Origin of the sequence: Nostoc sp. MG11 (assembly GCF_014904695.1) — a bacterium.
In the GTDB taxonomy this organism is placed as follows: Bacteria; Cyanobacteriota; Cyanobacteriia; order Cyanobacteriales; family Nostocaceae; genus Komarekiella.
Window position 1 is genome coordinate 32,408 of sequence record NZ_JACXXN010000009.1, and the last position, 19,900, is coordinate 52,307.

General features: G+C 42.3%; 20 protein-coding genes. 12 read left to right on the plus strand and 8 right to left on the minus strand.

Annotated elements, in window-relative coordinates; translation table 11 throughout:
• Window positions 1–21: 21 nt before the first annotated feature.
• Window positions 22–354 carry a DUF3040 domain-containing protein gene (locus tag HCR01_RS15365; protein ID WP_193197026.1) on the plus strand — a complete coding sequence of 111 codons (333 nt, stop codon included), beginning with the start codon at window positions 22–24 and terminating at the stop codon, window positions 352–354.
• A 186-nt stretch (window positions 355–540) separates the two neighbouring features.
• On the opposite strand, the gene HCR01_RS15370 is transcribed toward HCR01_RS15365, so the two are convergent.
• Window positions 541–1,908 carry a DUF3370 domain-containing protein gene (locus tag HCR01_RS15370; RefSeq protein WP_193197027.1) on the minus strand — a complete coding sequence of 456 codons (1,368 nt, stop codon included), beginning with the start codon at window positions 1,906–1,908 and terminating at the stop codon, window positions 541–543.
• Window positions 1,909–1,948: 40 nt separating this feature from the next.
• The gene (locus HCR01_RS15375; RefSeq protein ID WP_193197028.1) at window positions 1,949–2,461 is read right to left on the minus strand and encodes a peptidase C15; all 513 of its coding nucleotides are present in this window, start codon (window positions 2,459–2,461) and stop codon (window positions 1,949–1,951) included.
• 58 nt (window positions 2,462–2,519) lie between these two features.
• Here HCR01_RS15375 and hisH point away from each other — a divergent pair, with 58 nt between their 5' ends.
• Both hisH and rsmD read left to right on the plus strand, forming a co-directional pair.
• On the plus strand, window positions 2,520–3,155 hold the full coding sequence (gene hisH, locus HCR01_RS15380; RefSeq protein WP_193197029.1) for an imidazole glycerol phosphate synthase subunit HisH: 636 nt from the start codon (window positions 2,520–2,522) through the stop codon (window positions 3,153–3,155).
• A 152-nt stretch (window positions 3,156–3,307) separates the two neighbouring features.
• Window positions 3,308–3,886 carry a 16S rRNA (guanine(966)-N(2))-methyltransferase RsmD gene (rsmD, locus tag HCR01_RS15385; protein ID WP_193197030.1) on the plus strand — a complete coding sequence of 193 codons (579 nt, stop codon included), beginning with the start codon at window positions 3,308–3,310 and terminating at the stop codon, window positions 3,884–3,886.
• Window positions 3,887–3,999: 113 nt separating this feature from the next.
• Here the strand turns inward: rsmD and petG are convergent, their stop codons facing one another.
• The gene (gene petG / locus HCR01_RS15390; RefSeq protein ID WP_162398169.1) at window positions 4,000–4,116 is read right to left on the minus strand and encodes a cytochrome b6-f complex subunit V; all 117 of its coding nucleotides are present in this window, start codon (window positions 4,114–4,116) and stop codon (window positions 4,000–4,002) included.
• Between the two features lie 208 nt (window positions 4,117–4,324).
• Between petG and HCR01_RS15395 the strand changes: the two genes are divergently transcribed.
• From HCR01_RS15395 to purU, 6 genes are all read left to right on the plus strand, one after another.
• On the plus strand, window positions 4,325–4,699 hold the full coding sequence (locus HCR01_RS15395; RefSeq protein WP_162398170.1) for a c-type cytochrome: 375 nt from the start codon (window positions 4,325–4,327) through the stop codon (window positions 4,697–4,699).
• Between the two features lie 300 nt (window positions 4,700–4,999).
• Window positions 5,000–6,013 (plus strand): ABC transporter ATP-binding protein, encoded by a 1,014-nt coding sequence (locus HCR01_RS15400; protein ID WP_193197031.1) that lies wholly within the window; start codon window positions 5,000–5,002, stop codon window positions 6,011–6,013.
• Window positions 6,014–6,826, plus strand: coding sequence for an ABC transporter permease (locus tag HCR01_RS15405; protein WP_193197032.1), 813 nt, complete (start codon window positions 6,014–6,016; stop codon window positions 6,824–6,826).
• 69 nt (window positions 6,827–6,895) lie between these two features.
• Window positions 6,896–8,539, plus strand: coding sequence for a GldG family protein (locus tag HCR01_RS15410; protein ID WP_193197142.1), 1,644 nt, complete (start codon window positions 6,896–6,898; stop codon window positions 8,537–8,539).
• Window positions 8,540–8,689: 150 nt separating this feature from the next.
• Window positions 8,690–9,313 carry a DUF4340 domain-containing protein gene (locus HCR01_RS15415; protein ID WP_193197033.1) on the plus strand — a complete coding sequence of 208 codons (624 nt, stop codon included), beginning with the start codon at window positions 8,690–8,692 and terminating at the stop codon, window positions 9,311–9,313.
• Window positions 9,314–9,324: 11 nt separating this feature from the next.
• Window positions 9,325–10,200, plus strand: a complete 876-nt coding sequence (gene purU / locus HCR01_RS15420) for a formyltetrahydrofolate deformylase (protein WP_193197034.1) — start codon at window positions 9,325–9,327, stop codon at window positions 10,198–10,200.
• Between the two features lie 117 nt (window positions 10,201–10,317).
• Here the strand turns inward: purU and HCR01_RS15425 are convergent, their stop codons facing one another.
• Window positions 10,318–11,613, minus strand: coding sequence for a hypothetical protein (locus tag HCR01_RS15425; RefSeq protein ID WP_193197035.1), 1,296 nt, complete (start codon window positions 11,611–11,613; stop codon window positions 10,318–10,320).
• A gap of 144 nt (window positions 11,614–11,757) precedes the next feature.
• Between HCR01_RS15425 and HCR01_RS15430 the strand changes: the two genes are divergently transcribed.
• The gene (locus tag HCR01_RS15430; protein ID WP_193197036.1) at window positions 11,758–14,337 is read left to right on the plus strand and encodes a dynamin family protein; all 2,580 of its coding nucleotides are present in this window, start codon (window positions 11,758–11,760) and stop codon (window positions 14,335–14,337) included.
• Between the two features lie 73 nt (window positions 14,338–14,410).
• Window positions 14,411–15,508 carry a tetratricopeptide repeat protein gene (locus HCR01_RS15435; protein ID WP_193197037.1) on the plus strand — a complete coding sequence of 366 codons (1,098 nt, stop codon included), beginning with the start codon at window positions 14,411–14,413 and terminating at the stop codon, window positions 15,506–15,508.
• Window positions 15,509–15,601: 93 nt separating this feature from the next.
• Here HCR01_RS15435 and HCR01_RS15440 read toward each other — a convergent pair whose 3' ends face one another.
• A complete protein-coding gene (locus tag HCR01_RS15440) occupies window positions 15,602–16,285 on the minus strand; it encodes a phosphoribosyltransferase (RefSeq protein WP_193197038.1) in 684 nt (227 codons plus the stop codon).
• Between the two features lie 190 nt (window positions 16,286–16,475).
• Here HCR01_RS15440 and HCR01_RS15445 point away from each other — a divergent pair, with 190 nt between their 5' ends.
• The gene (locus HCR01_RS15445) at window positions 16,476–17,156 is read left to right on the plus strand and encodes a uracil-DNA glycosylase (RefSeq protein ID WP_193197039.1); all 681 of its coding nucleotides are present in this window, start codon (window positions 16,476–16,478) and stop codon (window positions 17,154–17,156) included.
• Between the two features lie 148 nt (window positions 17,157–17,304).
• Here HCR01_RS15445 and HCR01_RS15450 read toward each other — a convergent pair whose 3' ends face one another.
• From HCR01_RS15450 to tyrS, 3 genes are read right to left on the minus strand one after another with little or no spacing between them, the layout of a single operon-like run.
• Window positions 17,305–17,919: a hypothetical protein gene (locus HCR01_RS15450; protein ID WP_193197040.1), complete on the minus strand. Its 615-nt coding sequence runs from the start codon at window positions 17,917–17,919 to the stop codon at window positions 17,305–17,307.
• A complete protein-coding gene (gene pyrF / locus HCR01_RS15455) occupies window positions 17,916–18,635 on the minus strand; it encodes an orotidine-5'-phosphate decarboxylase (RefSeq protein ID WP_193197041.1) in 720 nt (239 codons plus the stop codon). Before pyrF ends, HCR01_RS15450 begins: the two co-directional genes overlap by 4 nt.
• A gap of 12 nt (window positions 18,636–18,647) precedes the next feature.
• Complete coding sequence (tyrS, locus tag HCR01_RS15460; RefSeq protein ID WP_193197143.1) at window positions 18,648–19,841, minus strand: tyrosine--tRNA ligase; 1,194 nt, start codon at window positions 19,839–19,841, stop codon at window positions 18,648–18,650.
• Window positions 19,842–19,900: the final 59 nt, after the last annotated feature.

Sequence of the window (19,900 nt, forward strand, 5' to 3'; positions counted from 1 at the left end):
TTCTCAAAGGGGTGGATACTGATGACATCTCAAGACGATCGCTATAAAGAAATTGAACAACGGGAACGTACACTACGAGAACGAGAAATGCAAGTCAGACTCCGAGAGATGGAAGCTGACATCCATGCTTCTGATGCGCCTTTTCATAAAACTGTTAAGCATAAGCATCAGCTGGAAAATTCCTCAAAATCGTTGATGAAAAAACTTATTCTCGCTGGAAAACTTTTTGCTTTGGGTGTTGCGGTGCTAGTTGCAGTAAGAATAGCCTCAGTGGTTGCCGGGATTATTATTGTTGCAGCATTGACATGGATATCTTACAAACTATTTTTTGAATCCCCAAAAAACAAGCTTTAATTTTTATACCAAGTTGCCACTGCTTGTCATTCTGAGTCAAGAGTACCCTGCGGGAAGCAAGCTACGCGCAGCGTTCCGTAGGAAAGAATCTTGAGTACACTACACTGCGTTTCTTACTCTGCGAAAACCAAGGCAAACAGTATGACAAAATAGTATATTTGGCAACTTGATATTATTTATAACTTGTTACCGTTTTTCAGCCTGGGTTGATATTGTTAATACTTGCGGTGGTGTAGCATCGGGCGGATAGAGAAAGTCTACTTCTACTAAGGAGCGATCGCCTGGTTTCATATTTAATAAAACTAACGGTTCTCCTGGTTGACCTCTCTTTTGCACTAGATGTACAAACTTGGTTTGTGACTGACCTTGGTCATTTTTGTAACGTACCCGCACTGTACCCCGGAAGAAAACTTGGCGGGCTGGTGTACTAAAAAAGCGTAAACCTGGTTTTACCAATTGATCCTCTTTGAGTGGTGTTTGCATGGATACACTCACAGTCTGAGGACTTTGATTATTGTTATATAGCGGCAACTTGAGACTATATTGAATCCCATAGTTACCGTGAGCACGATATGCGGTGTCAGGATAGCGCACCAGCATGGTTGCACTCTGAATTTGACCAGTCCCCAGAGTCCCGCCATGCAGGGTACTTAGAGCGTAAGAAAACACTTGACCAGGCTGCGGAATAGTTAGATACCTAGCTTTAGGACTATCCACCAAAAAGGTTTTCCATTGGGAACCCCCAGCTACTCCAGCAACACGTCCATAAATTCTCGGCTTGCCAGTATCTTCTAGAGGTGTAGGGGTTTTATCACGTGGGCCAGCTAAGTCACCATTATCTAGTAAATTTTGCCACTCTGCTAAAGTAGGCGATCGCTCGCTACCGTCAGGATTTGTGCGTGCAAACATCGCTAGGCTAGCTGCATAGACAGTGCTATTACTCCACAGTCGCATCAACGTAGACCGACCATTCAAAGGCGGTGTCAATCCTTGCACTGGTATTGGCAGATTTAGTAACATCTGACTTTGCCCTGATGGAATCTCTATTTGAGCCGGGAAAATCTCTTGTCGCCTTCCTCTTAAGATATCAGACATGACGCGATCGCCCGGCCCGGCAAAAACTGTACCCAAAAGATTTTGACTCAAAGATGGTAACTGAATAAATGGTGCATCGGGTTGACTCAAATAACTCGCTGCTTGCCAAATATTTACTTTCGCTGGTTGTGAACCAGGGTTATGCAAAATTATCCCCAAATAGAGCGAGCGCAAATTCTCTGGTGGATCAGCTTTAGCAACGTGATGGGCAAAAATATCAAATCGCCCCCGAAAGGGAAAATTTAGATGTGCCGTTGGCACTTTTTTACCATCTGGTGGAAAGGTAGAGAGTAAAATCCCTTCTTTCAAAACTAATTCTGGACTATTACTGTTAAATGTTGGTATTGTATCCAGCTTGCCTGGTAAAGGACGCACTTCTTGCGGTTCTACCACTTCTTCAGGCGGTGGCGTAGCAGGAGTTAATTGGGCGATTGGGAAAAATAGTAACAATGGCCACATATTTTTAGATATTTTGTCCTCCAAAAAGACGCTGACAACTTTATATAAGTGCCAGATTGTTAATAATTAATACGAAATCTCCAAGAATTCCGAGCAAATTTTCTTGATTTATAACCGGAACGTGGACAAAAATACAACACTTTGTGAGTTGATTTTGACACAGGTAGTTCAGGACTGAATAATAAAGACTCTCGCAGACAAATTTACCGCAGTCGTGACTAATCTCAATTTCCGCAGTTCCCATGACTAATTTTTTTAAATCAACGCTCGTCTGCAAAATACTTTTTCCCCAGCTAGCACCTACTTCCACACTTAATTGCTTACGGCTTACAGCCATCCCACAACAGATGATGCAATCAGGTTGCATTTCATTGATTTTTTCAATTACCTGAGAACTGGCAAGCTGCACATCTACGGGTAACTGGCGTAAAAAAGTTAAATCATGGGGTAGCGATTCAAGTTTGGTAACTTCTAGTAATAAATCATCAGAAGAATTTGACTGTTGATCGCTTAACCAAGTAGCAAAAGAAGTTAATAGTATTCTTTTCTTCATAACAAATATTATTTAGAATAGAAAAACCCTCCATAATAAATTTACAAGGAGCAGGTAAATGCCAGTAATTGCGGTCGTAGATTACGAGATGGGAAATTTGCACTCAGTCTGCAAAGGCTTGGAAAAAGCTGGGGCAACTCCTAATATTACTTATTCTCCAAAGGAATTAGAACAGGCAGATGCAGTTATTTTGCCTGGAGTCGGTTCATTTGATCCCGCAGTGCAACACCTGCGGGCCCGTGGTTTGGAACAACCCATTAAGGATGCGATCGCATCTGGTAAACCTTTTTTGGGAATTTGTCTGGGACTGCAAATTCTCTTTGAATCGAGTTCAGAAGGTACTCAACCAGGACTGGGAATTGTTAAGGGAAAAGTGCGGCGCTTTCTTGCCGAACCTGACATTGCGATACCTCACATGGGTTGGAATCAACTGCAAGTGACTCAGCCAAAAAGTATTTTGTGGGAGCATTTGCCATCAGATCCTTGGGTATATTTTGTCCATTCCTATTATGTTGACCCAATTGACCCGCAAATCCGTGCAGCAACCGTTACCCACGGTACTCAAACGGTAACAGCTGCGATCGCCTACGAAAACCTTATGGCAGTTCAATTTCACCCGGAAAAATCCTCTAATATTGGATTGCAAATCTTGTCTAATTTTGTTGCTCAAGTCCGCGAAAAAATTGCTGCATAATCCTATTTTTAATTTTGTTTTTTGTCTTCTCTTACAAAGTTATGATCGCCGGAAGCCAGCGCCCAGACTTTGCGCTTTGTCATTTGTCTTTTGTCCTTTGTTAATATCCAATGACCAATTACCAACGACCAATGACTAATGACTAATTAATCATGAGCCTGAGAATTTACGGGAATCGTCAGCTAAAAACTTTACCGGGAACAGAAACTAGACCCACCAGTGGGCGGGTAAGGGAGGCAGTGTTTAATATTTGGCAGGGAGGAATAGCAGGTTGTCACTGGCTAGATGTGTGCGCTGGTACTGGTTCAATGGGCGCAGAGGCTTTGTGTAGAGGAGCCAGCTTAGTAGTGGGAATTGAACAATCGAGCCGAGCCTGTGTCATTATTCAACAAAACTGGCAGGCGGTGGCTGATTCCGAGCAAGAATGGAAGGTATTGCGGGGAGATGCAATCCAACAGTTAAAGACCTTATCAGGAAAGCAGTTTGATAGAATTTACTTTGATCCGCCTTATGCCAGTGGTTTGTACCAGCCAGTCATAGAAGCGATCGCTCATTGTCAACTTTTAGATCCTAGCGGCGAAATTGCAGTTGAACATAATCCAGGTTGGACACCGCCACTGATTTCTACTTGGGAAATTTGCCGCGAGAAAGTTTATGGCAACACAGCTCTGACTTTCTACAGAACTGTGGAATTGGGAGATGGGAGAGATGAGGAAGATAAGGGAGAGTAATTGTTAAGCATCTTTCTTTACTTCCTCATCTTCCCCACTTAGCACAGGCTAAACGCCCCGCTACCGCGCTTCAGCACGGGCTAAACGCCCCGCTACCGCGCTTCAGCACTAATTCACCCCCCTCCCAACTGGTTGTCGCGCTTATATTGCTTATAAGCAGCGTAAAACAGTCCAGCGAGTGTGACGACAATCAAACCAAGGACAATTCCTGAGAGCAGGGGTTCAACCACTGTAAATCTCCTCTTTGCAGTTATTAAATATTCGTTTCCTGTTTTTGATTTTACCAAATCCGGCACAAATCCGCGCCCTACAGCGTTTTAGACCCCGACTACCGACAACAAAATCATCTTCTGTGCTTGCAGACACAATCAAGAACTTTTAAGCTATGTGTAGGAAATGATAACTTTTAAGTACACCTAGACTTTTACAGCAAACCTTTTGGATAACCAGATTACCAAACCTGAAATTCTGATTCAGCGGATCGCTTTGTTGGCTCTGGCGATACTGCTAGCAGTCCCTTTGGGCTTTTTTGGTGTTCAGTTGGTTCGAGCCTCTGATCCATACGTCAAAAGCGTTCTATCTTTAACAGGAAACCCAGTTCAAGGACACGCTATCTTTCAAATCAACTGTGCTGGTTGTCATGGAATACAAGCAGACGGGCGAGTCGGGCCCAGTTTGCAAGCTGTCTCAAAACACAAGTCTCGGTATGGACTGATTCACCAAGTGATTAGTGGTGAAACGCCGCCAATGCCAAAATTCCAACCTAGCGTCCAAGAAATGGCGGATCTTTTGAGTTACTTAGAGTCGTTGTAGTGTGTATCATTAACTTTGATGGTCATACGTGTTTGTAGTGAGTTAGCGCGGTCTTCTCTACGAGAGGCTGCGCCAAGGGGGTTTCCCCCATGAGCGACTAACGAACCCGTTCGCGCAGCGTCTCCGTTAGGAGAAGGGTAAGGACTTTAGTCCTTGATTTTTTTAAGCACTAAAGTGCTTACTACGAACCTTTCACGACGTGTAGCTGGGAATACGGCTTAAAAGAAGTGGCAAACCGTCGCCTCTTTGGGTGATCTAAGATTGTTGGGTATCTGATAATTTGCGATCGCCACAACACAGATGATTGAAGTTGAACATCTCAGTAAAATATACGGATCTACCTCAGCCATTACTGATGTCACTTTTAGCGTTGAGCCAGGGGAGATTTTAGGGTTTTTGGGGCCAAATGGTGCTGGTAAAACCACAACCATGCGAATTCTGGCTGGTTATTTACCTGCAACAAATGGTAAAGCCAAGATTGCTGGTTATGATGTTAATGAAAATTCCCTAGCTGTACGCCAGCGGATTGGCTATTTACCGGAAACACCGCCGTTATATCCAGAGATGACGGTGGAAGGGTTTTTGCATTTTGTAGCAAGAATTAAAGGAGTATCAGCAGGCGATCGCCCCAATAAGGTGACAGCAGCAATAAAACGTTGCAATTTAGAAGAAAAGCGCCGAGTAATTATTCGCAAACTTTCTAAAGGATATCGCCAACGAGTCGGCATTGCTCAAGCGATCGTTCATGATCCACCGGCGATTATTCTAGATGAACCCACAGTCGGACTAGACCCCCGACAAATCATTGAAGTGCGGAATTTAATTAAAAGTCTTGCAGGGACTCATACAATTATTCTTTCCACGCACATTCTGCCAGAAGTGAGCATGACTTGTAGCCGCGTAGCTATCATCAATCGGGGCAAAATAGTTGCAACTAACACACCAGAAAATCTGATGATGCAGTTGACAGGTGGCTCTGGATATGAGTTAGAGATAGAAGGAGAAGCCGCCTTAGCCAAACAAGTACTGCAAAATATTGCGGGTGTGGCTTTAGTAGAATCGTTTCCCACAGCAGGAATGCATAGTCAAACCCCTCTGCAAGGTAAACGCGCTTACCTGCGGGTGATATCGCAACCAGGAAAAGAACCAGGACGAGATATTGCTACAACATTAGTGCGTGCAGGATTTGGTCTACATGAAATGCGGCGTGTCAACGCTACTCTGGAAGATGTGTTCTTGCAACTGACTACAGAAGAAAAGAATTTAGAGATTGAGGTAGATTCAACCGCAGCCAATGAAGGAGAAGCAGCATAAATGGGTGTAGTACTGGCTAATATCATTGCTATTTATCGCCGAGAGTTACAGAGTTATTTTGTATCACCTTTGGCCTATGCGATCGCTGGCGTGTTTTGGTTCATTGCGGGGTTGTTCTTTGTCATGATTTTGCTGGGGCCAGATGGGATCTTGCCAACAGTTGCGGCAATAGATTTACAAGGACAACAAATAGGAGTACCAGTACCGCCAATAGATGTCCCTTACGAATTTATCCGGGCATTTTTGGATCGGATGGGGTGGCTATTGTTGTTTGTGCTGCCAATTCTCTCAATGGGACTTTATGCCGAAGAACGCAAACGAGGCACTTTAGAACTGTTAGCCACGTCACCAGTCACAAACTGGGCGGTAGCCATAGGTAAATTATTAGGAGTGCTAACATTTTTTACAGCGATGGTCGCGCCTATGCTAATTTTTGAAGCGATCGCAATCAGTGGAGCAAATCCACCAATGTCACCTTCAATACCCTTGCTAGGTCATTTTGGATTAATCTTGTTAGCAGCAGCAATTTTGTCTTTAGGAATGTTTATTTCCTCTTTAACAGAAAGCACAATTCTATCTGCTGTTCTCACGTTTGCAGTCATCTTATTACTGTTATTTATTGATTTAATCGCCAAACTTATCCCTGGCCCTATAGGCGGGACCCTGGGTCATCTGTCGTTGCTAAAACATTACAACACCTTAATCCAAGGCATTTTTGATACTAGTAGCTTGATTTTATTTGCTAGTTACATTTTTTTAGGCATCTTTCTCACAGCTCAATCAATTGATGCACTACGTTTTCAACGTCAGTAGTCATTAGTCATTAGTCATTAGTAAAGACAAATGACCAAGGACAAATGACCAGGACAAATGACAAATAACATGAAGAAAATCGCAAAAAAAACACTGTGGCAATATCTGTTTTGGCTAGGCCCGTTTTTATTTATTGTTGGCTTAACAGCTGGGTTAGTGTCTGAACAGTGGGGAACAATTCCATTAGCATTCCTGATTTCAGGAATTGTGATCACCGGGTTGTGGGTAGTATGGCAAAGCCAGCAGAGTAACTGGTGGAAGCGTCGTTCTACCCAAGCTGGGACTAATGCCTTGGTGGCGACTTTGGCAATCTTGGCGATTTTGGGATTGATTAACTTTTTAGGCGATCGCTACCATTTGCGGGCAGACTTAACAGAGACTCAGTTATTTACCCTTGCCCCCCAGTCACGAGAATTGGCAAGTACCTTGCCACAACCAGTTAAAGTGTGGGTATTTGATGTAACTCAAAATCCTCAAGACCGAGAATTGTTGAATAATTATCAGCGGCAAAGTTCAAAATTTAAATTTGAGTATATTGATCCCCAAGCTAGGCCTGGACTAGCAGACAAGTTTGGCGTCAAAGATTACGGAGAAGTTTATCTGGAATCTGGAGATAAACGGCAATTAGTACAGGTGGTAAATGAAAATGAACGCCTATCGGAAGTCAGATTAACTAGTCGCCTGCAACAAATCACTAGTGCAACCACAGCTAAAGTTTACCTACTTCAAGGTCATGGCGAACGCCAACTCTCAGCCGCTAAAGGTGCAATATCACAAGCGATTCAGGGGTTAGGCGATAAAAATTACACAACATCACCGCTGAATCTAGCAGACAACCCCAAAGTTCCTGAAGATGCTGCTGTAGTGGTAGTAGCCGGGCCCAAGCGAGGGTTGTTTGAGGGCGAAGTCAAAGCCTTGCAAGAGTATCTCAATCGCGGCGGTAACTTAATGCTGATGATTGATCCCAATACAGATCCCAAACTCGATAGCTTGTTGCAAGCATGGGGCGTTCGCCTAGACAATCGTTTAGCTGTGGATGTCTCCGGTGAAAAAGTCGGACTTGGCCCAGCTGCTCCCCTAGTGACAGAATACGGACAACATCCGATTACCAAAGATTTTGGCAACGGTATTTCTTTTTATCCACTTGCAAGACCTATAGAAATTACCCCGGTAGCTGGTGTTGAAGCTACTCCCCTACTGCAAACTAAGCCTTATCCCAACAGTTGGGCTGAAAGCGACCTGCAAAGCGAAAAATTAGAATTTAATCCCGACCAAGACCTCAAAGGGCCTCTAACATTGGGCGCGGCTTTAACAAAGAAACTACCAGCTAAATCTACTTCCACTCCTCAAGTACCAACACCTTCACCCCTACTATCACCAACCACCCAAAGTAAAACTCCTCCCTCTCCCCTTCCTTCTCCCACTTCCTCATCTCAAACAGCCACCGAATCACGGTTAGTGGTTTTAGGAAACTCAGATTTCGTTACCGATGGCTTATTTCAACAACAACTAAATGGAGATGTGTTTCTCAACTCAGTTACCTGGCTGAGTCAACAAGATCAGCAACCCCTTTCCATTCGTCCCAAAGAAGCCAAAAACCGACGCATAAATCTGACAACCATGCAAGCCAATCTTTTAATACTGTCGTCTCTATTGTTTTTACCTCTAATTGGCTTAATTGCCGCAGCTGTTATCTGGTGGAAACGACGGTAAGGCAGAGTGGGAGAGTGGGAGAGTGGGGCAGTGCTTCGACTTCTCTACGAGACGCTACGCGTAGCCTGCTTCCCCGTAGGGGTACGCTCAGCAACCGGGGCAGAGGAGCAGAGGGGCAATAAATACTGACTCTTAACAAATGACTAAAAAATGAAATTGCCGCGAACGACTCTAATTTTAATATTGCTAGCGCTGGGTTTAGGTGGTTTTGTTTACTTCTATGAAATTCAAGGTGCGACTCAGCGAGAAGAAATCAAGGAGAAAAACCAGCAAATTTTCTCTTTTGGAGAAGATGATGTGCAGTCTTTAACAGTAAAGACTAAAAATATAACTTTGAGCCTGGAACGTAACACTCAATCTAGCAATCCTAAGTGGTCGCTAAAATCTCCCACATCTGGCCCAGCAAATGATGCTATTGTTTCTTATCTGATGGATTTGTTGGTCAAAGGTAAAAGCGATAAAACTTTATCAATCCCAGCAAACCAACGGGGAGAATTTGCTTTAGATAAACCCCAGGCGACTATTAATATCACCCTAAAGAATCAGCAAAACCATCAGTTGATTTTGGGTAAACCTGACTTTAGCGATCGTTTCTTGTATGCTCAAGCTGACCCCGCTGCTAAACCAGATGGAAATATAGATGTATTGTTGGTATCTACAGATTTTGCAAATGCGGTAAATCGGGAACTATCAGAATGGAGACAACCTGTAGATAATAGTCAGAAACTACCTCCACTAAATATTCCTCTTCCGACTCCGACAAAGAGCAACTAAGCAATATTTCCATGACTAACCCGACTGCAACATTGCTAATTTCTTGCCCCGATCAACGGGGACTGGTGGCGAAAATTGCTAATTTTATCTATGCAAATGGCGGCAATATCATCCACGCAGATCAGCATACAGACTTTGCTGCTGGATTGTTTCTCACTCGTATTGAATGGCAGTTAAATGGGTTTAATTTGCCACGAGAGTTGATTGCACCTGCATTTAATGCGTTTGCGAAGCATCACGAAGTGGTCGCTCAACCTTTAAATGCCAAATGGGAAATACGCTTTTCTGATACAGTACCACGCATTGCTATTTGGGTAAGTCGACAAGACCACTGTCTATTTGACTTGATTTGGCGGCAACGTGCCAAAGAATTTATTGCAGAGATTCCTTTAATTATCAGCAACCATCCTAATTTAAAGGTAGTAGCAGAGCAATTTGGTATCGATTATCAGTACTTTCCTATCACCAAAGACAACAAACTGGAACAGGAAGCTCAACAACTAGAATTACTACAACATTACAAAATTGATTTAGTTGTATTAGCAAAGTATATGCAGATTGTTAGTGGAGATTTTATTGCTAAATTTCCACAAATTATTAATATTCATCATTCATTTTTACCAGCCTTTGTTGGTGCAAATCCTTATCACAGAGCTTTTGAACGTGGTGTCAAAATTATTGGTGCTACCGCTCATTATGCTACCCCTGATTTAGATGCCGGCCCCATTATTGAGCAAGATGTGGTACGAGTCAGCCACCGCGATGAAGTTGAGGATTTGGTAAGAAAAGGCAAAGATTTAGAGCGAGTCGTATTAGCTAGAGCAGTGCGTTTACACTTGCGAAATCGGGTATTAGTCTATGACAATCGCACAGTAGTGTTTGAGTAATGCCCAGGCGGCTGGAAGTCGCGGCTATACAAACGTTTGAGTAGTGTTCCGCAGGGAAGTCCGCTTAGTCTGCGGCTTCTGTAAAGCAGTACGCAGACTTTAAAAACAAGAGAGTAGTTAAACTAATTCTACCTCATCTTGTGATTCATCTCTAATTTGGAAATAGTAGTAAAAATTAGCAATAGTTAGGTCTGATGCATGTTGTAAATTAGATGCAACTAATGTTTTGTAACCGACAATTCTAGCTTGTTGACTGATATAAAATTCGTACTTTCGACGTAGTTCAGGCTCAAATATAAATAGCAATTGGTCACGAAGAGAATAGAAATGGGACTTTTCAGTTAAACTCTCATATACTAATTGTTCTGGCGGTGATGCTAAATTGATTACTGAATGGTAAGTATCTGAATTATTAGTAAGTTGTGAACTATTAAAATCAGTGCTGCTTAAAAGCTTTAATTCTGAAGAAGGGAGCGAACGCATCCAATCAACATGATTTTGCCATGAGTTTAATACTGCTAAATCATGGTTGTGAATACGGCTAATTTCAGGAAAAAGAAAATCCAGTTCATCATTTGATTCACAACGATTAATCACAATGAGGGCATCTTCACAAATTTTATCTTGAAGATGAGACAGGCGATCGCTCACCGCTGAAACCTCATTTTGCACTTGATAAGTTGCAATAATTACCTGTTCAATTGCCCAAGCGCATTCGAGTCTACGAAGTTGTCCAGATGCACAGGTTTCTTCCAGCAAATGTGGATTGCTGTAATCTGCTAAAGCTGCAAATAACATTCCCCTGACGCCATCAATCTCAGCATTTCTCCGGCTGAAATCTTGTAATTGCATAGTTGAACGGAAGCGGTTCATCGCTTGGATAAACACTCCATACGCCCTCACTAAAGCTGTGCGATGTTGTTCAAATTTAATATCTTGGGCTACTTGCTCAATAATGTGTCTAATTTCTACTCTTTGGTCTTTTAAAGCTTGTTTCAAGTCAATAAAGCCGTTTTTGACTTCCAGCCTCATTTGCTCCACTTCTTTCCTTAGTTTCATTGTCTGGTGCAGATTTACTGCTGTCAGTGCTACACCCGCAACTGTTCCCACACCAATCAAAGCTGTAGTTGCTTGTAGCACACCCAAGCTAGTCTGTATAGTTTGCAAGCTATTCATTACTGCTGTAAAGCCTTGCTGAGTTTGATACATCTGCATCCCACTCGTAACAAGATTAGAAGCAGCTACCAATGGTGATAGAGGGCTGTTGTTGACTGTAGCACCAATAGCATGGGCAATAAACTGCCCGTTAACTGCATCTCTAGCCATGCTTATGGGTACTCCATTGCTAAAGACTTGTAGATATTTTCCAGCATCAATACCAGCTTGAATTGCAGGAGCGAATTGAAACAACATATTTATTTTTAGGTTACTAAAAGCCAATTTTCTTGAGATTAACTGGTATAAAAAAGCAATATAACCGTATTTATTCGGTATATTAATTAATTTTGTCTAAATCTGGGCATACTAAGCCTGAAAACTTATCGCCTTACACAGTTTATGGATACTTCACTAGTTAACTCTCAGACTGTTGAGCTATTGTCGCAGATTACTGGACAAAAACTGACTCAAAAGAATCTCACACCACCTGTAATATTTCTGGCAAATTTAGTCACAGTGCTACTGGGAGTGATATTTGTAGATGGCACAGTAGCAGAGTCAGAAAAGCAACGTTTACTGACAACCCTTTATCGATTTAGTAATCCAGAAAGTGATGTGCGTAAGTTGACACATTTGATGATTAAGGGAGTTAAAGAGAATCAAGTTTATAAGCAAGTTAATAGCTTACTAGTATTGGCGGCTCCACTTTCAGAGTCAGAAAAGCTGTTATTAATTAGCTTTGGCTATCAAATGTCAGCAGCAGATGGTGAAATTGATCCTCACGAGAAAAAATATTTGGAGATAGTTGCCAAGCACTTAGGCATTCAATCACAACATTTAGCAGTTTTAGAGGCTGGTTTTACTCATCAACAAAATGCCGAAACTATTCCTTTAAATGAAGTGCATTTTTTACTCGATCCTGCTAGGTTCCAAGAATTGGACACTATATTTGTTAAGGCTGCAAGTGATATCCTAATGTCTCTACCTGCTAAAGCAGAACACAAAATAACTAAACCGCCCAGAAAGGTATCTTATGGAGAATTGAAAAAGTTCCAAGAATATCGCAAGCAATTAGACAATTATTGTTATCAGCTATCTCAGATAATTCAAGACTGTACTAATCGTGGCTTCCTACCTCATACTTTGATAGAGGAGTTAGGGGAAGTCTCACAAAAAGTACAATCCCAGCGCTTTCGATTATCAGTGCTAGGCGAGTTTAGTCAAGGAAAATCAACTTTACTTAATGCCTTACTAGGTGAAGAAATTCAACCTGTGAGGGAAATTCCCTGTAGTGGTGCTGTGACAGTTTTAAAATATGGAACCCAAAAGCGTGTAGTCTGTCGTTATAAAGATGGACGGGAAGAAGAAATTCCTTTTGAGCAATATCAACTAAAGGCAACAATTTCAGAAGATGCAGCACTTGGATGTCTGAGTGATGAATTAGCACATAATGAAATTGATGAAATTGTTTTTGAGCATCCTGATTTAGAGTTATGTAGTAATGGAGTAGAAATTGTAGATTCTCCGGGATTAAACGAACACCCTGACCGCACAGCCATTACTCAAAAACTGCTGAAGGATACTGATGCAGTGATATTTCTAACTAATGCTTCACGTCCTATAACTCAGGTAGAACGCCACTTACTCCAGGATGTAAGAACTCAACTAAATCATGGTAAAGACAATAAATCTGCCAACAATATTTTTGTAGTAGGAAATTTTATAGATTTAGTCCGTAGCGAAAAAGGACGTGAGCAAGTTCGACAGAGGATCGAAAGATTTGTACAAGGTCAAAATATAGTTACAGGTGAAAATCGTGTTCATTTTATTTCTGCTCAAGCTGCGCTAGACGCAATTTTGCAGGGAACAGAAGATGAGTATTTGAAAGCCTTCCAAAATTTTACCGAGTCTATTGAGAAGTTTTTGACGTTTGATAGTGGAATAGTAAAAATTAAGCACTCTATTAGTCAAATAAATCAAGTCCTTGAAAAAGGTTTAGATGGGCTATATCAATCGCAGGACACTTTAGATGGAAAAATTCAAATTTCTGAAGCAGAAAAGCAGAAAGTTTTAGAAAAAATAGGAGAAGCCAGTGGACGCGATGTCAGAATCCGTCTATTGGCTTCTCAAGCGATAGACACAGTATTTGACCAAGCTGCTGAATCCTGGGATGAATGGCGTGAAGGATTAGGCGATCGCATGGCTAATAAAAGTCAACACTGGTATTCTGAACATAGCCCTGTTTGGAGCCAAGACAAACTCATTAGAGATTACACAAATCAATTTATTAGAGACTTGTCAAAAGAAATAGATGAATGGGGAAATACAAAACTTAAAGATGTAATTTTACAAAAAAATCTTAAGTATTTAGATACTAGTATTGCGTATGAACTAGATGCAATTCAAGGCCAGTTTAAAAGCCTTGACGAACATATACAAACAAATTTCAGTCAACAGCTTCAACTTTCAATCAATGGTATAAATGATGACTTTACGGGTATGGGAGGATTTGGCGGTGGTGTTGGAATAGGTGGTGCTTTAGCTACTGGATTAATAGTATTTACAGGAGTTGGTTTTATTGCCGTAATTGTTGCAAGTGTAGCTGCTGCAATTGCAGGTTCGTTTGGTTTTGGAATGCTAGATTTTGATGGACTAAAAGACCAGATAAAGGGAAAAATTTTTGAATTAGGATTTAAAAATTTTGATGAATCAATGGATAAATTAACCGATAAATTAGATGAAATTGTTGGCTCTGTTTTTGAAAACCGAGTTGAATCAGCTAGTCGAATAATCGCCCAAGCGATCGCACTTTACGAAAATCTCCTAGAACAGCAGGAAAAAGCTCACAACGAAACTCTAGAACAACGTGAGGCTGACAAAGTATGGATTTACCAAAAACGCCAAGAACTTGAGCAGGTAAAAAATGAATTGGAAGTAATTCTCAATATAAACACTGCGATCGCATCTTCCATCACGTAGCAGTACATTAATGAAATAAACTTGTGGTTTTGGGAATACTAAATCTATTACCAAGCTTAACAGGAAGGGGTCAATGCCCAGAGACTCATGGAATAATAGCTCGAAAAATACTGTTCCCTTGCAGTTACCTGCAACATATCTCAAACCAGTGAAGCGCAATACAATTACCCATGAATTTAACCCAACACAACCGGAAATACTACTTCCACAGGAACATGATGACCACCTATTAGATGCATCTAAGCTAATGCACCAAGGAATTCAACAGCAACAGGCTGGTGAATTGATAGCGGCGATGAAGTCATTACAGCAATCTCTAGAGATGTTTCAGGCAGTTGGAGATTTGCAAAAACAGGCACAGGTGCTTTCTTTTTTGGGATTGGTAACTTACACCGCAGGGGACTATAAGAGTACTATCTCTTACTCTCATCAGTGTCTATCCTTAATCAAGGATACTTCAGACTTGGCGGTGCAGATGCAAGCGCTTTCCCATTTGGGTAATGCTTATCGACACCTGAATGATCATAAAAAAGCAACTGAGTTTCTAGAAAAGTGTTTGGAAATAACGCAGCAGTTGCAAGACAGGCGAAGTCAAGTGGCGGCACTAAATAATTTGGGATTGGTGTATAAAGCTTTGGGCAACTTTACACAAGCAATTGAGTATCAGCAGCAAAGTCTAGAAATTGTACGGGAACTCAAAGACAACTGGGGTGAAGAACAGGTATTAAAGAATCTAGGCAATGCTTGGTATGCTTTGGACAATTACCCAACAGCGATCGCCTACTATGAGCAGTGTGTAGTACTAGCACGCTCCTTAAAAAATGTTCGCAGTGCTTCTCAGGTGCTCAAAAATTTGGGTAATGCTTGCTATGCTTTAGGGGATTATGCCAAAGCCATTAAGTATTATGAAGAACGTTTGCAATTAGCTAGAGAAATTGGAGACAAGCGCAGCGAAGAACAATCTTTAGGTAGTTTAGGAGTTGCTTGTGAAGCTTTGGGTGACTATACCAAAGCAATTTCATATTATGAAGAACGTTTACTGTTAGCTAGGACTATTAAAGATCGCCGCAGTGAAGAACAAGCCCTTGCCAGTTTGAGAGTCGCTTGCTACGCTTTGGGCGATTATGCTAAAGCAATGCAATACCAGCAGGGGACATCTGCGAATAGTTAAATCGGGGGAGAGGGAAGAGGAGAGGGAGAAAGAAAGAGAGGAAAAATGAATAATTCACAATTTAAAGTGCAAAATTTAAAATTAAAATTACTTTCACTCCTCCGTGTTCTTTTGTTGCTGGAGATACACAATAACCTCTGAGGTATCTACTTGGGGAAATTCTATATAAAAATTACTCACACTCCAGAAGAGTTCCGGTGTTTCCAACACAATTAGGCGATCGCACCACTGACTCAGCCAAGGTAGCAATTTCTGGGGTGCTACTGGAGTACATAGCCAAACTGCTGCCGGAGAAAGTGCTTTGATAGCAGTTGCCGCTACCGCTATTGTCATCCCTGTAGCAACACCATCATCAACTAAAATCAACGTAGCTCCCTCTGCATTCACCTGCGGACAAGCAGAAATTAATTGAGCCTCAAGCGACTTAGCTTGGGTAATCGCTTGATTTAAAGCTAATTCTCGCCACCACAAATCATCTCTGGGGCGCAATAGCTTTTGCTGAGTCCAAAGAACATTCCCTGAAGTCGTTACTGCTCCAATTGCTAACTCTGAGTTGTCTGGATGGCTAATTTTTTTCGCTACAACTATTGTCAGTGGACAACCCAAAAGGCTAGCTATTGGTGCTGCTACTGGCACACCTCCTCTTGGCAAAGCATAGACAATTGGTACAGGCTTTACCCCAAATTCAATAGTTTGCTGAGCCAAAACATCATGAATCACTCGCGCCAATTCTTCACCTGCATGGGTGCGATCGGCAAAAAGTGGGGTATATGACATGGTTTCCCCCAGCATCTTAGGACGGCATTGCTTTTATCATGACTGAATTTTGACTCAAATTAACTGATACAATAAGACTTGTGCAAATAGTAAGTATTTCAGCAAAAGTCTATTTCTGAAAAATCTCCAACCAGAGCCATATTTAACTCAGATTCGGACAGCTGACACTAAGGCCAATATCCAGATTTTCATGAGCAGCGAAACCCAACTCAGCCTCTTCGACGACTCAACTTTTAACCAACAAGAGCTGATTCCCACAGACGCAAAAATTTCTATCCCTCCCGGAACCTATTCCAGCATGACCGAGTTGGCACAGCATTGTAATCAGTGTCATCGTTGTGCATTAGGAGACACTCGGACTCATGCTGTTGTCGGACGCGGCAATCTTAAAGCATCAATCATGATTGTGGGAGAAGCACCAGGTCAAAACGAAGATGAAACGGGTCTACCATTTGTAGGCAAATCAGGACAATTGCTAGAAAAAATTCTAGCATCTGTGAACTTGTCTACTGAGAATGATGTATACATTGCTAATATTAATAAATGCCGCCCACCAAATAACCGAGTTCCGACTACAGATGAAATGGCGGCTTGCAAACCCTACTTACTAGAACAAATTCGTTTAGTTGACCCAAAAATAATTCTGTTAACAGGTGCAAGTGCGCTCAAAGGATTAACAGGGGATAAACGGGCAATTACCAAAATTCGCGGACAGTGGCTAGAGTGGGAAGGACGTTTTTGTATGCCAATTTTCCACCCCGCCTACTTGCTGCGTAACTCTTCGCGTGAAGTTGGTGCACCCAAATGGTTGATGTGGCAAGATATTCAAGCAGTGCGTGCTAAGTTCGATGAAATCCAGAAAAATAGATGAAAAAGTTGAAAGATACATCAACTTAAGAGGAAAAATGTAAACAATGCAGACTGATGACAGCTTGAAGCAAAAGCTAGTTGAAAAAATCAGCGAAATGTCTGCCGAGCAAATTTGCTCTAACTAAGCTAGGCGGTTAATCAAATTAAATTCACAGATTCCCAGGACGTATCCGCACACTTCCCGCCTGACAATCGCGTAACCAAGCTTTAACCGCTTGGGCGATCGCACCATTACTACTATCCCGTGGCGGCGATGGTGGTTGTTGTTTTGGATAAGTACCTGTTTGGGTAAACATCATCACTAAACGCCAACCACTCTTAGCTTTAGTCAACAACAGCCAGTGAAATTGCTGCAATTCTAACGCTTTGTTACCTGTATACTGCCGCTCCAAGGTAGTAAAGAAAACTTGCTCAACTCCTGATGCAGTGCTTTTAGGCGCATCTGCGTTATATTCTTCAGAGTTAAGGGGCAGAGGAGTAAACTCAGGTTTTCCTGCCACTAGCATATAGCTGTAAACGTCACCTTTTCTACTGAGGCGACGGGCGCGTTGAGTGGCACGATTAGCGTAGCTAGGTAAATCTCGCAATAGCTGAGTAGTTAATATTTCTAGGTTTTGCTCAGAACACAAAGGCCTCGCACCACTATCTATATTCTGCTTCTGTGCCAACACGGGGTTAGAGACAAGGCTACTTGATATCAAAAACCAGAAGCCACAAGGTACAAACCACAAGCCACAATTTTTCTTCCTAACTCCTGCCTTCATGCGATCGCAGTTAACTCCTCAGAAATCCTCTTCCAGGCTAACTCAGGCTCACTTGCAGCAGTGATGGGACGCCCAATCACCAAGTAATCTGCACCCGCTTGAATAGCTTGCGCTGGGGTCAGCGATCGCTTTTGATCGGCTTTGTCTGACCAATTTGGTCGTACCCCTGGACAAACTAAGAGAAAATCATTTCCACAAGTTTGCCGCAACTGCGCTACCTCTTGGGGCGAACAAACTGCCCCATCTAACCCCGTTTCTTGCGCCAGCAATGCCATTTCTAGGGCATATTCTGGCAATTCTAAAGGAATCTTCAAATCAAACGCCAGTTGCCTAGCAGAAATGCTCGTCAGCAAGGTAATAGCAATTAATTTAGGCGGTTTCACACCTGCTTGTGTAGCCCCCTCCTGCGCCGCCTCAGTTGCCGCTTTCAAGGCATCTCTACCAGCGGTAGCATGAATTGTGAGCAAATCCACCCCGTGACGAGCTGCAACTCGGCAAGCACCAGCGACAGTATTAGGAATGTCGTGAAATTTTAAATCCAGAAAAATCCGCTTTTGCCGAGAATTTAGCACTTCCAGAATTTTTGGCCCAGTGCTGGTAAATAACTCTAAACCAACCTTCCAGAAACCGACTTGCGGAAGTTGATCCACAAGGGCGATCGCACTCTCTGCATCTGCTACATCTAGGGCAACAATAACCCGCTCATTTATATTCATGTGTCACCCTAATTAAGGCACTAAACGCACAAACTTATTTTTACCAACTTGTAAAACCTTACCTTCTAAATCAGTAGAAGAAGCGAAAGTAGTATCAACATCGGTAATGCGATCGCCATCTAGGCGCACCCCACCCTCTTGGATTTTCCGCTTTCCTTCACCTGTACTTTTGCACAAGCCGCTGACATTGAGAATATAAGCTAATTTAACCGGATGTGGCAGGCCAGCTAAAGAAAATTCTGGGACAGCACCTTCTTTACCACCGCTTTTTGCTGCTTCTTTCGCCTCATTAGCTGCTTGTTCGCCATCGTACTGTTTAACAACTTCCCATGCTAGAAGTGTTTGGCGATCGCGTGGATTTTCTGGCAATTTATCCAAAGGTAAATCCGTCAACAGTTCAAAATACTGCTCTAACCGATGATCGGGAATTCCTTGTAACTTCTGATACTTTTGGGCTGGGTGTTCTGACAAGGCAATATAATTACCGAGAGACTTAGACATTTTTTGCTCTCCATCCGTGCCAATTAAAATTGGTAACAGCATCCCAAACTGAGGCTTTTGACCAAAATGGCGCTGCAAATCTCTACCTACAGCAATGTTAAACTTTTGATCAGTCCCTCCTAATTCCACATCTGCCTCAACCGCGACAGAATCAAAACCCTGCATCAACGGGTACAGGAACTCATGAATAAAAATTGGATTCTCTTTTCTATAGCGTTCTGCAAATCCTTCCTTGGCTAACATCTGCCCCACCGTCATCGTGGAAAGTAACTCCAAAATTTTCCCTAAATCAAGCTGGGAGAGCCATTCGGAGTTATAACGCACCTCTAACCTTCCTGGTGTGTCAAAATCCAAGATAGGTCGCAATTGGTCAAGATAAGTCTGGGCATTTTGGGCTACGTCTGCTTCTGTAAGCTGACGGCGCACCTCAGATTTTCCCGTCGGATCACCAATACGCGCTGTAAAATCACCAATAATTAGAACTGCTGTATGACCTGCATCTTGAAACGCTCGCAGTTTCCGCATTGGTATGCTATGACCGAAATGAATGTCGGCTCCTGTAGGATCAATTCCGTATTTGACCCTTAAGGGCTGGTTTGTAGTTAACAAGCGCTTTTCTAAACTTTCACTTTCACTGTCAGCATCAGCTGGTTGAGGAAAGACTTCCACTACACCACGACGCAGCCAAGCAAAATTTTGCGCCATACTAGGAGATTCACTATTAGTTATGTTTTGTACTCTAGAAGTTAGGTTAGTTATATTCA

What these genes read in the sequence shown, in the direction of transcription:
- purU (WP_193197034.1), top strand. Translation starts at nt 9,325, where the DNA reads ATGACTAACCCGACTGCAACATTGCTAATTTCTTGCCCCGATCAACGG.
- HCR01_RS15400 (WP_193197031.1), top strand. Translation starts at nt 5,000, where the DNA reads ATGATTGAAGTTGAACATCTCAGTAAAATATACGGATCTACCTCAGCC.
- HCR01_RS15370 (WP_193197027.1), bottom strand. Translation starts at nt 1,908, where the DNA reads ATGTGGCCATTGTTACTATTTTTCCCAATCGCCCAATTAACTCCTGCT.
- hisH (WP_193197029.1), top strand. Translation starts at nt 2,520, where the DNA reads ATGCCAGTAATTGCGGTCGTAGATTACGAGATGGGAAATTTGCACTCA.
- HCR01_RS15450 (WP_193197040.1), bottom strand. Translation starts at nt 17,919, where the DNA reads ATGAAGGCAGGAGTTAGGAAGAAAAATTGTGGCTTGTGGTTTGTACCT.
- tyrS (WP_193197143.1), bottom strand. Translation starts at nt 19,841, where the DNA reads ATGGCGCAAAATTTTGCTTGGCTGCGTCGTGGTGTAGTGGAAGTCTTT.
- HCR01_RS15410 (WP_193197142.1), top strand. Translation starts at nt 6,896, where the DNA reads ATGAAGAAAATCGCAAAAAAAACACTGTGGCAATATCTGTTTTGGCTA.
- HCR01_RS15375 (WP_193197028.1), bottom strand. Translation starts at nt 2,461, where the DNA reads ATGAAGAAAAGAATACTATTAACTTCTTTTGCTACTTGGTTAAGCGAT.
- HCR01_RS15365 (WP_193197026.1), top strand. Translation starts at nt 22, where the DNA reads ATGACATCTCAAGACGATCGCTATAAAGAAATTGAACAACGGGAACGT.
- HCR01_RS15435 (WP_193197037.1), top strand. Translation starts at nt 14,411, where the DNA reads ATGCCCAGAGACTCATGGAATAATAGCTCGAAAAATACTGTTCCCTTG.
- HCR01_RS15405 (WP_193197032.1), top strand. Translation starts at nt 6,014, where the DNA reads ATGGGTGTAGTACTGGCTAATATCATTGCTATTTATCGCCGAGAGTTA.
- HCR01_RS15425 (WP_193197035.1), bottom strand. Translation starts at nt 11,613, where the DNA reads ATGTTGTTTCAATTCGCTCCTGCAATTCAAGCTGGTATTGATGCTGGA.
- HCR01_RS15415 (WP_193197033.1), top strand. Translation starts at nt 8,690, where the DNA reads ATGAAATTGCCGCGAACGACTCTAATTTTAATATTGCTAGCGCTGGGT.
- HCR01_RS15440 (WP_193197038.1), bottom strand. Translation starts at nt 16,285, where the DNA reads ATGTCATATACCCCACTTTTTGCCGATCGCACCCATGCAGGTGAAGAA.
- pyrF (WP_193197041.1), bottom strand. Translation starts at nt 18,635, where the DNA reads ATGAATATAAATGAGCGGGTTATTGTTGCCCTAGATGTAGCAGATGCA.
- rsmD (WP_193197030.1), top strand. Translation starts at nt 3,308, where the DNA reads ATGAGCCTGAGAATTTACGGGAATCGTCAGCTAAAAACTTTACCGGGA.
- HCR01_RS15445 (WP_193197039.1), top strand. Translation starts at nt 16,476, where the DNA reads ATGAGCAGCGAAACCCAACTCAGCCTCTTCGACGACTCAACTTTTAAC.
- HCR01_RS15430 (WP_193197036.1), top strand. Translation starts at nt 11,758, where the DNA reads ATGGATACTTCACTAGTTAACTCTCAGACTGTTGAGCTATTGTCGCAG.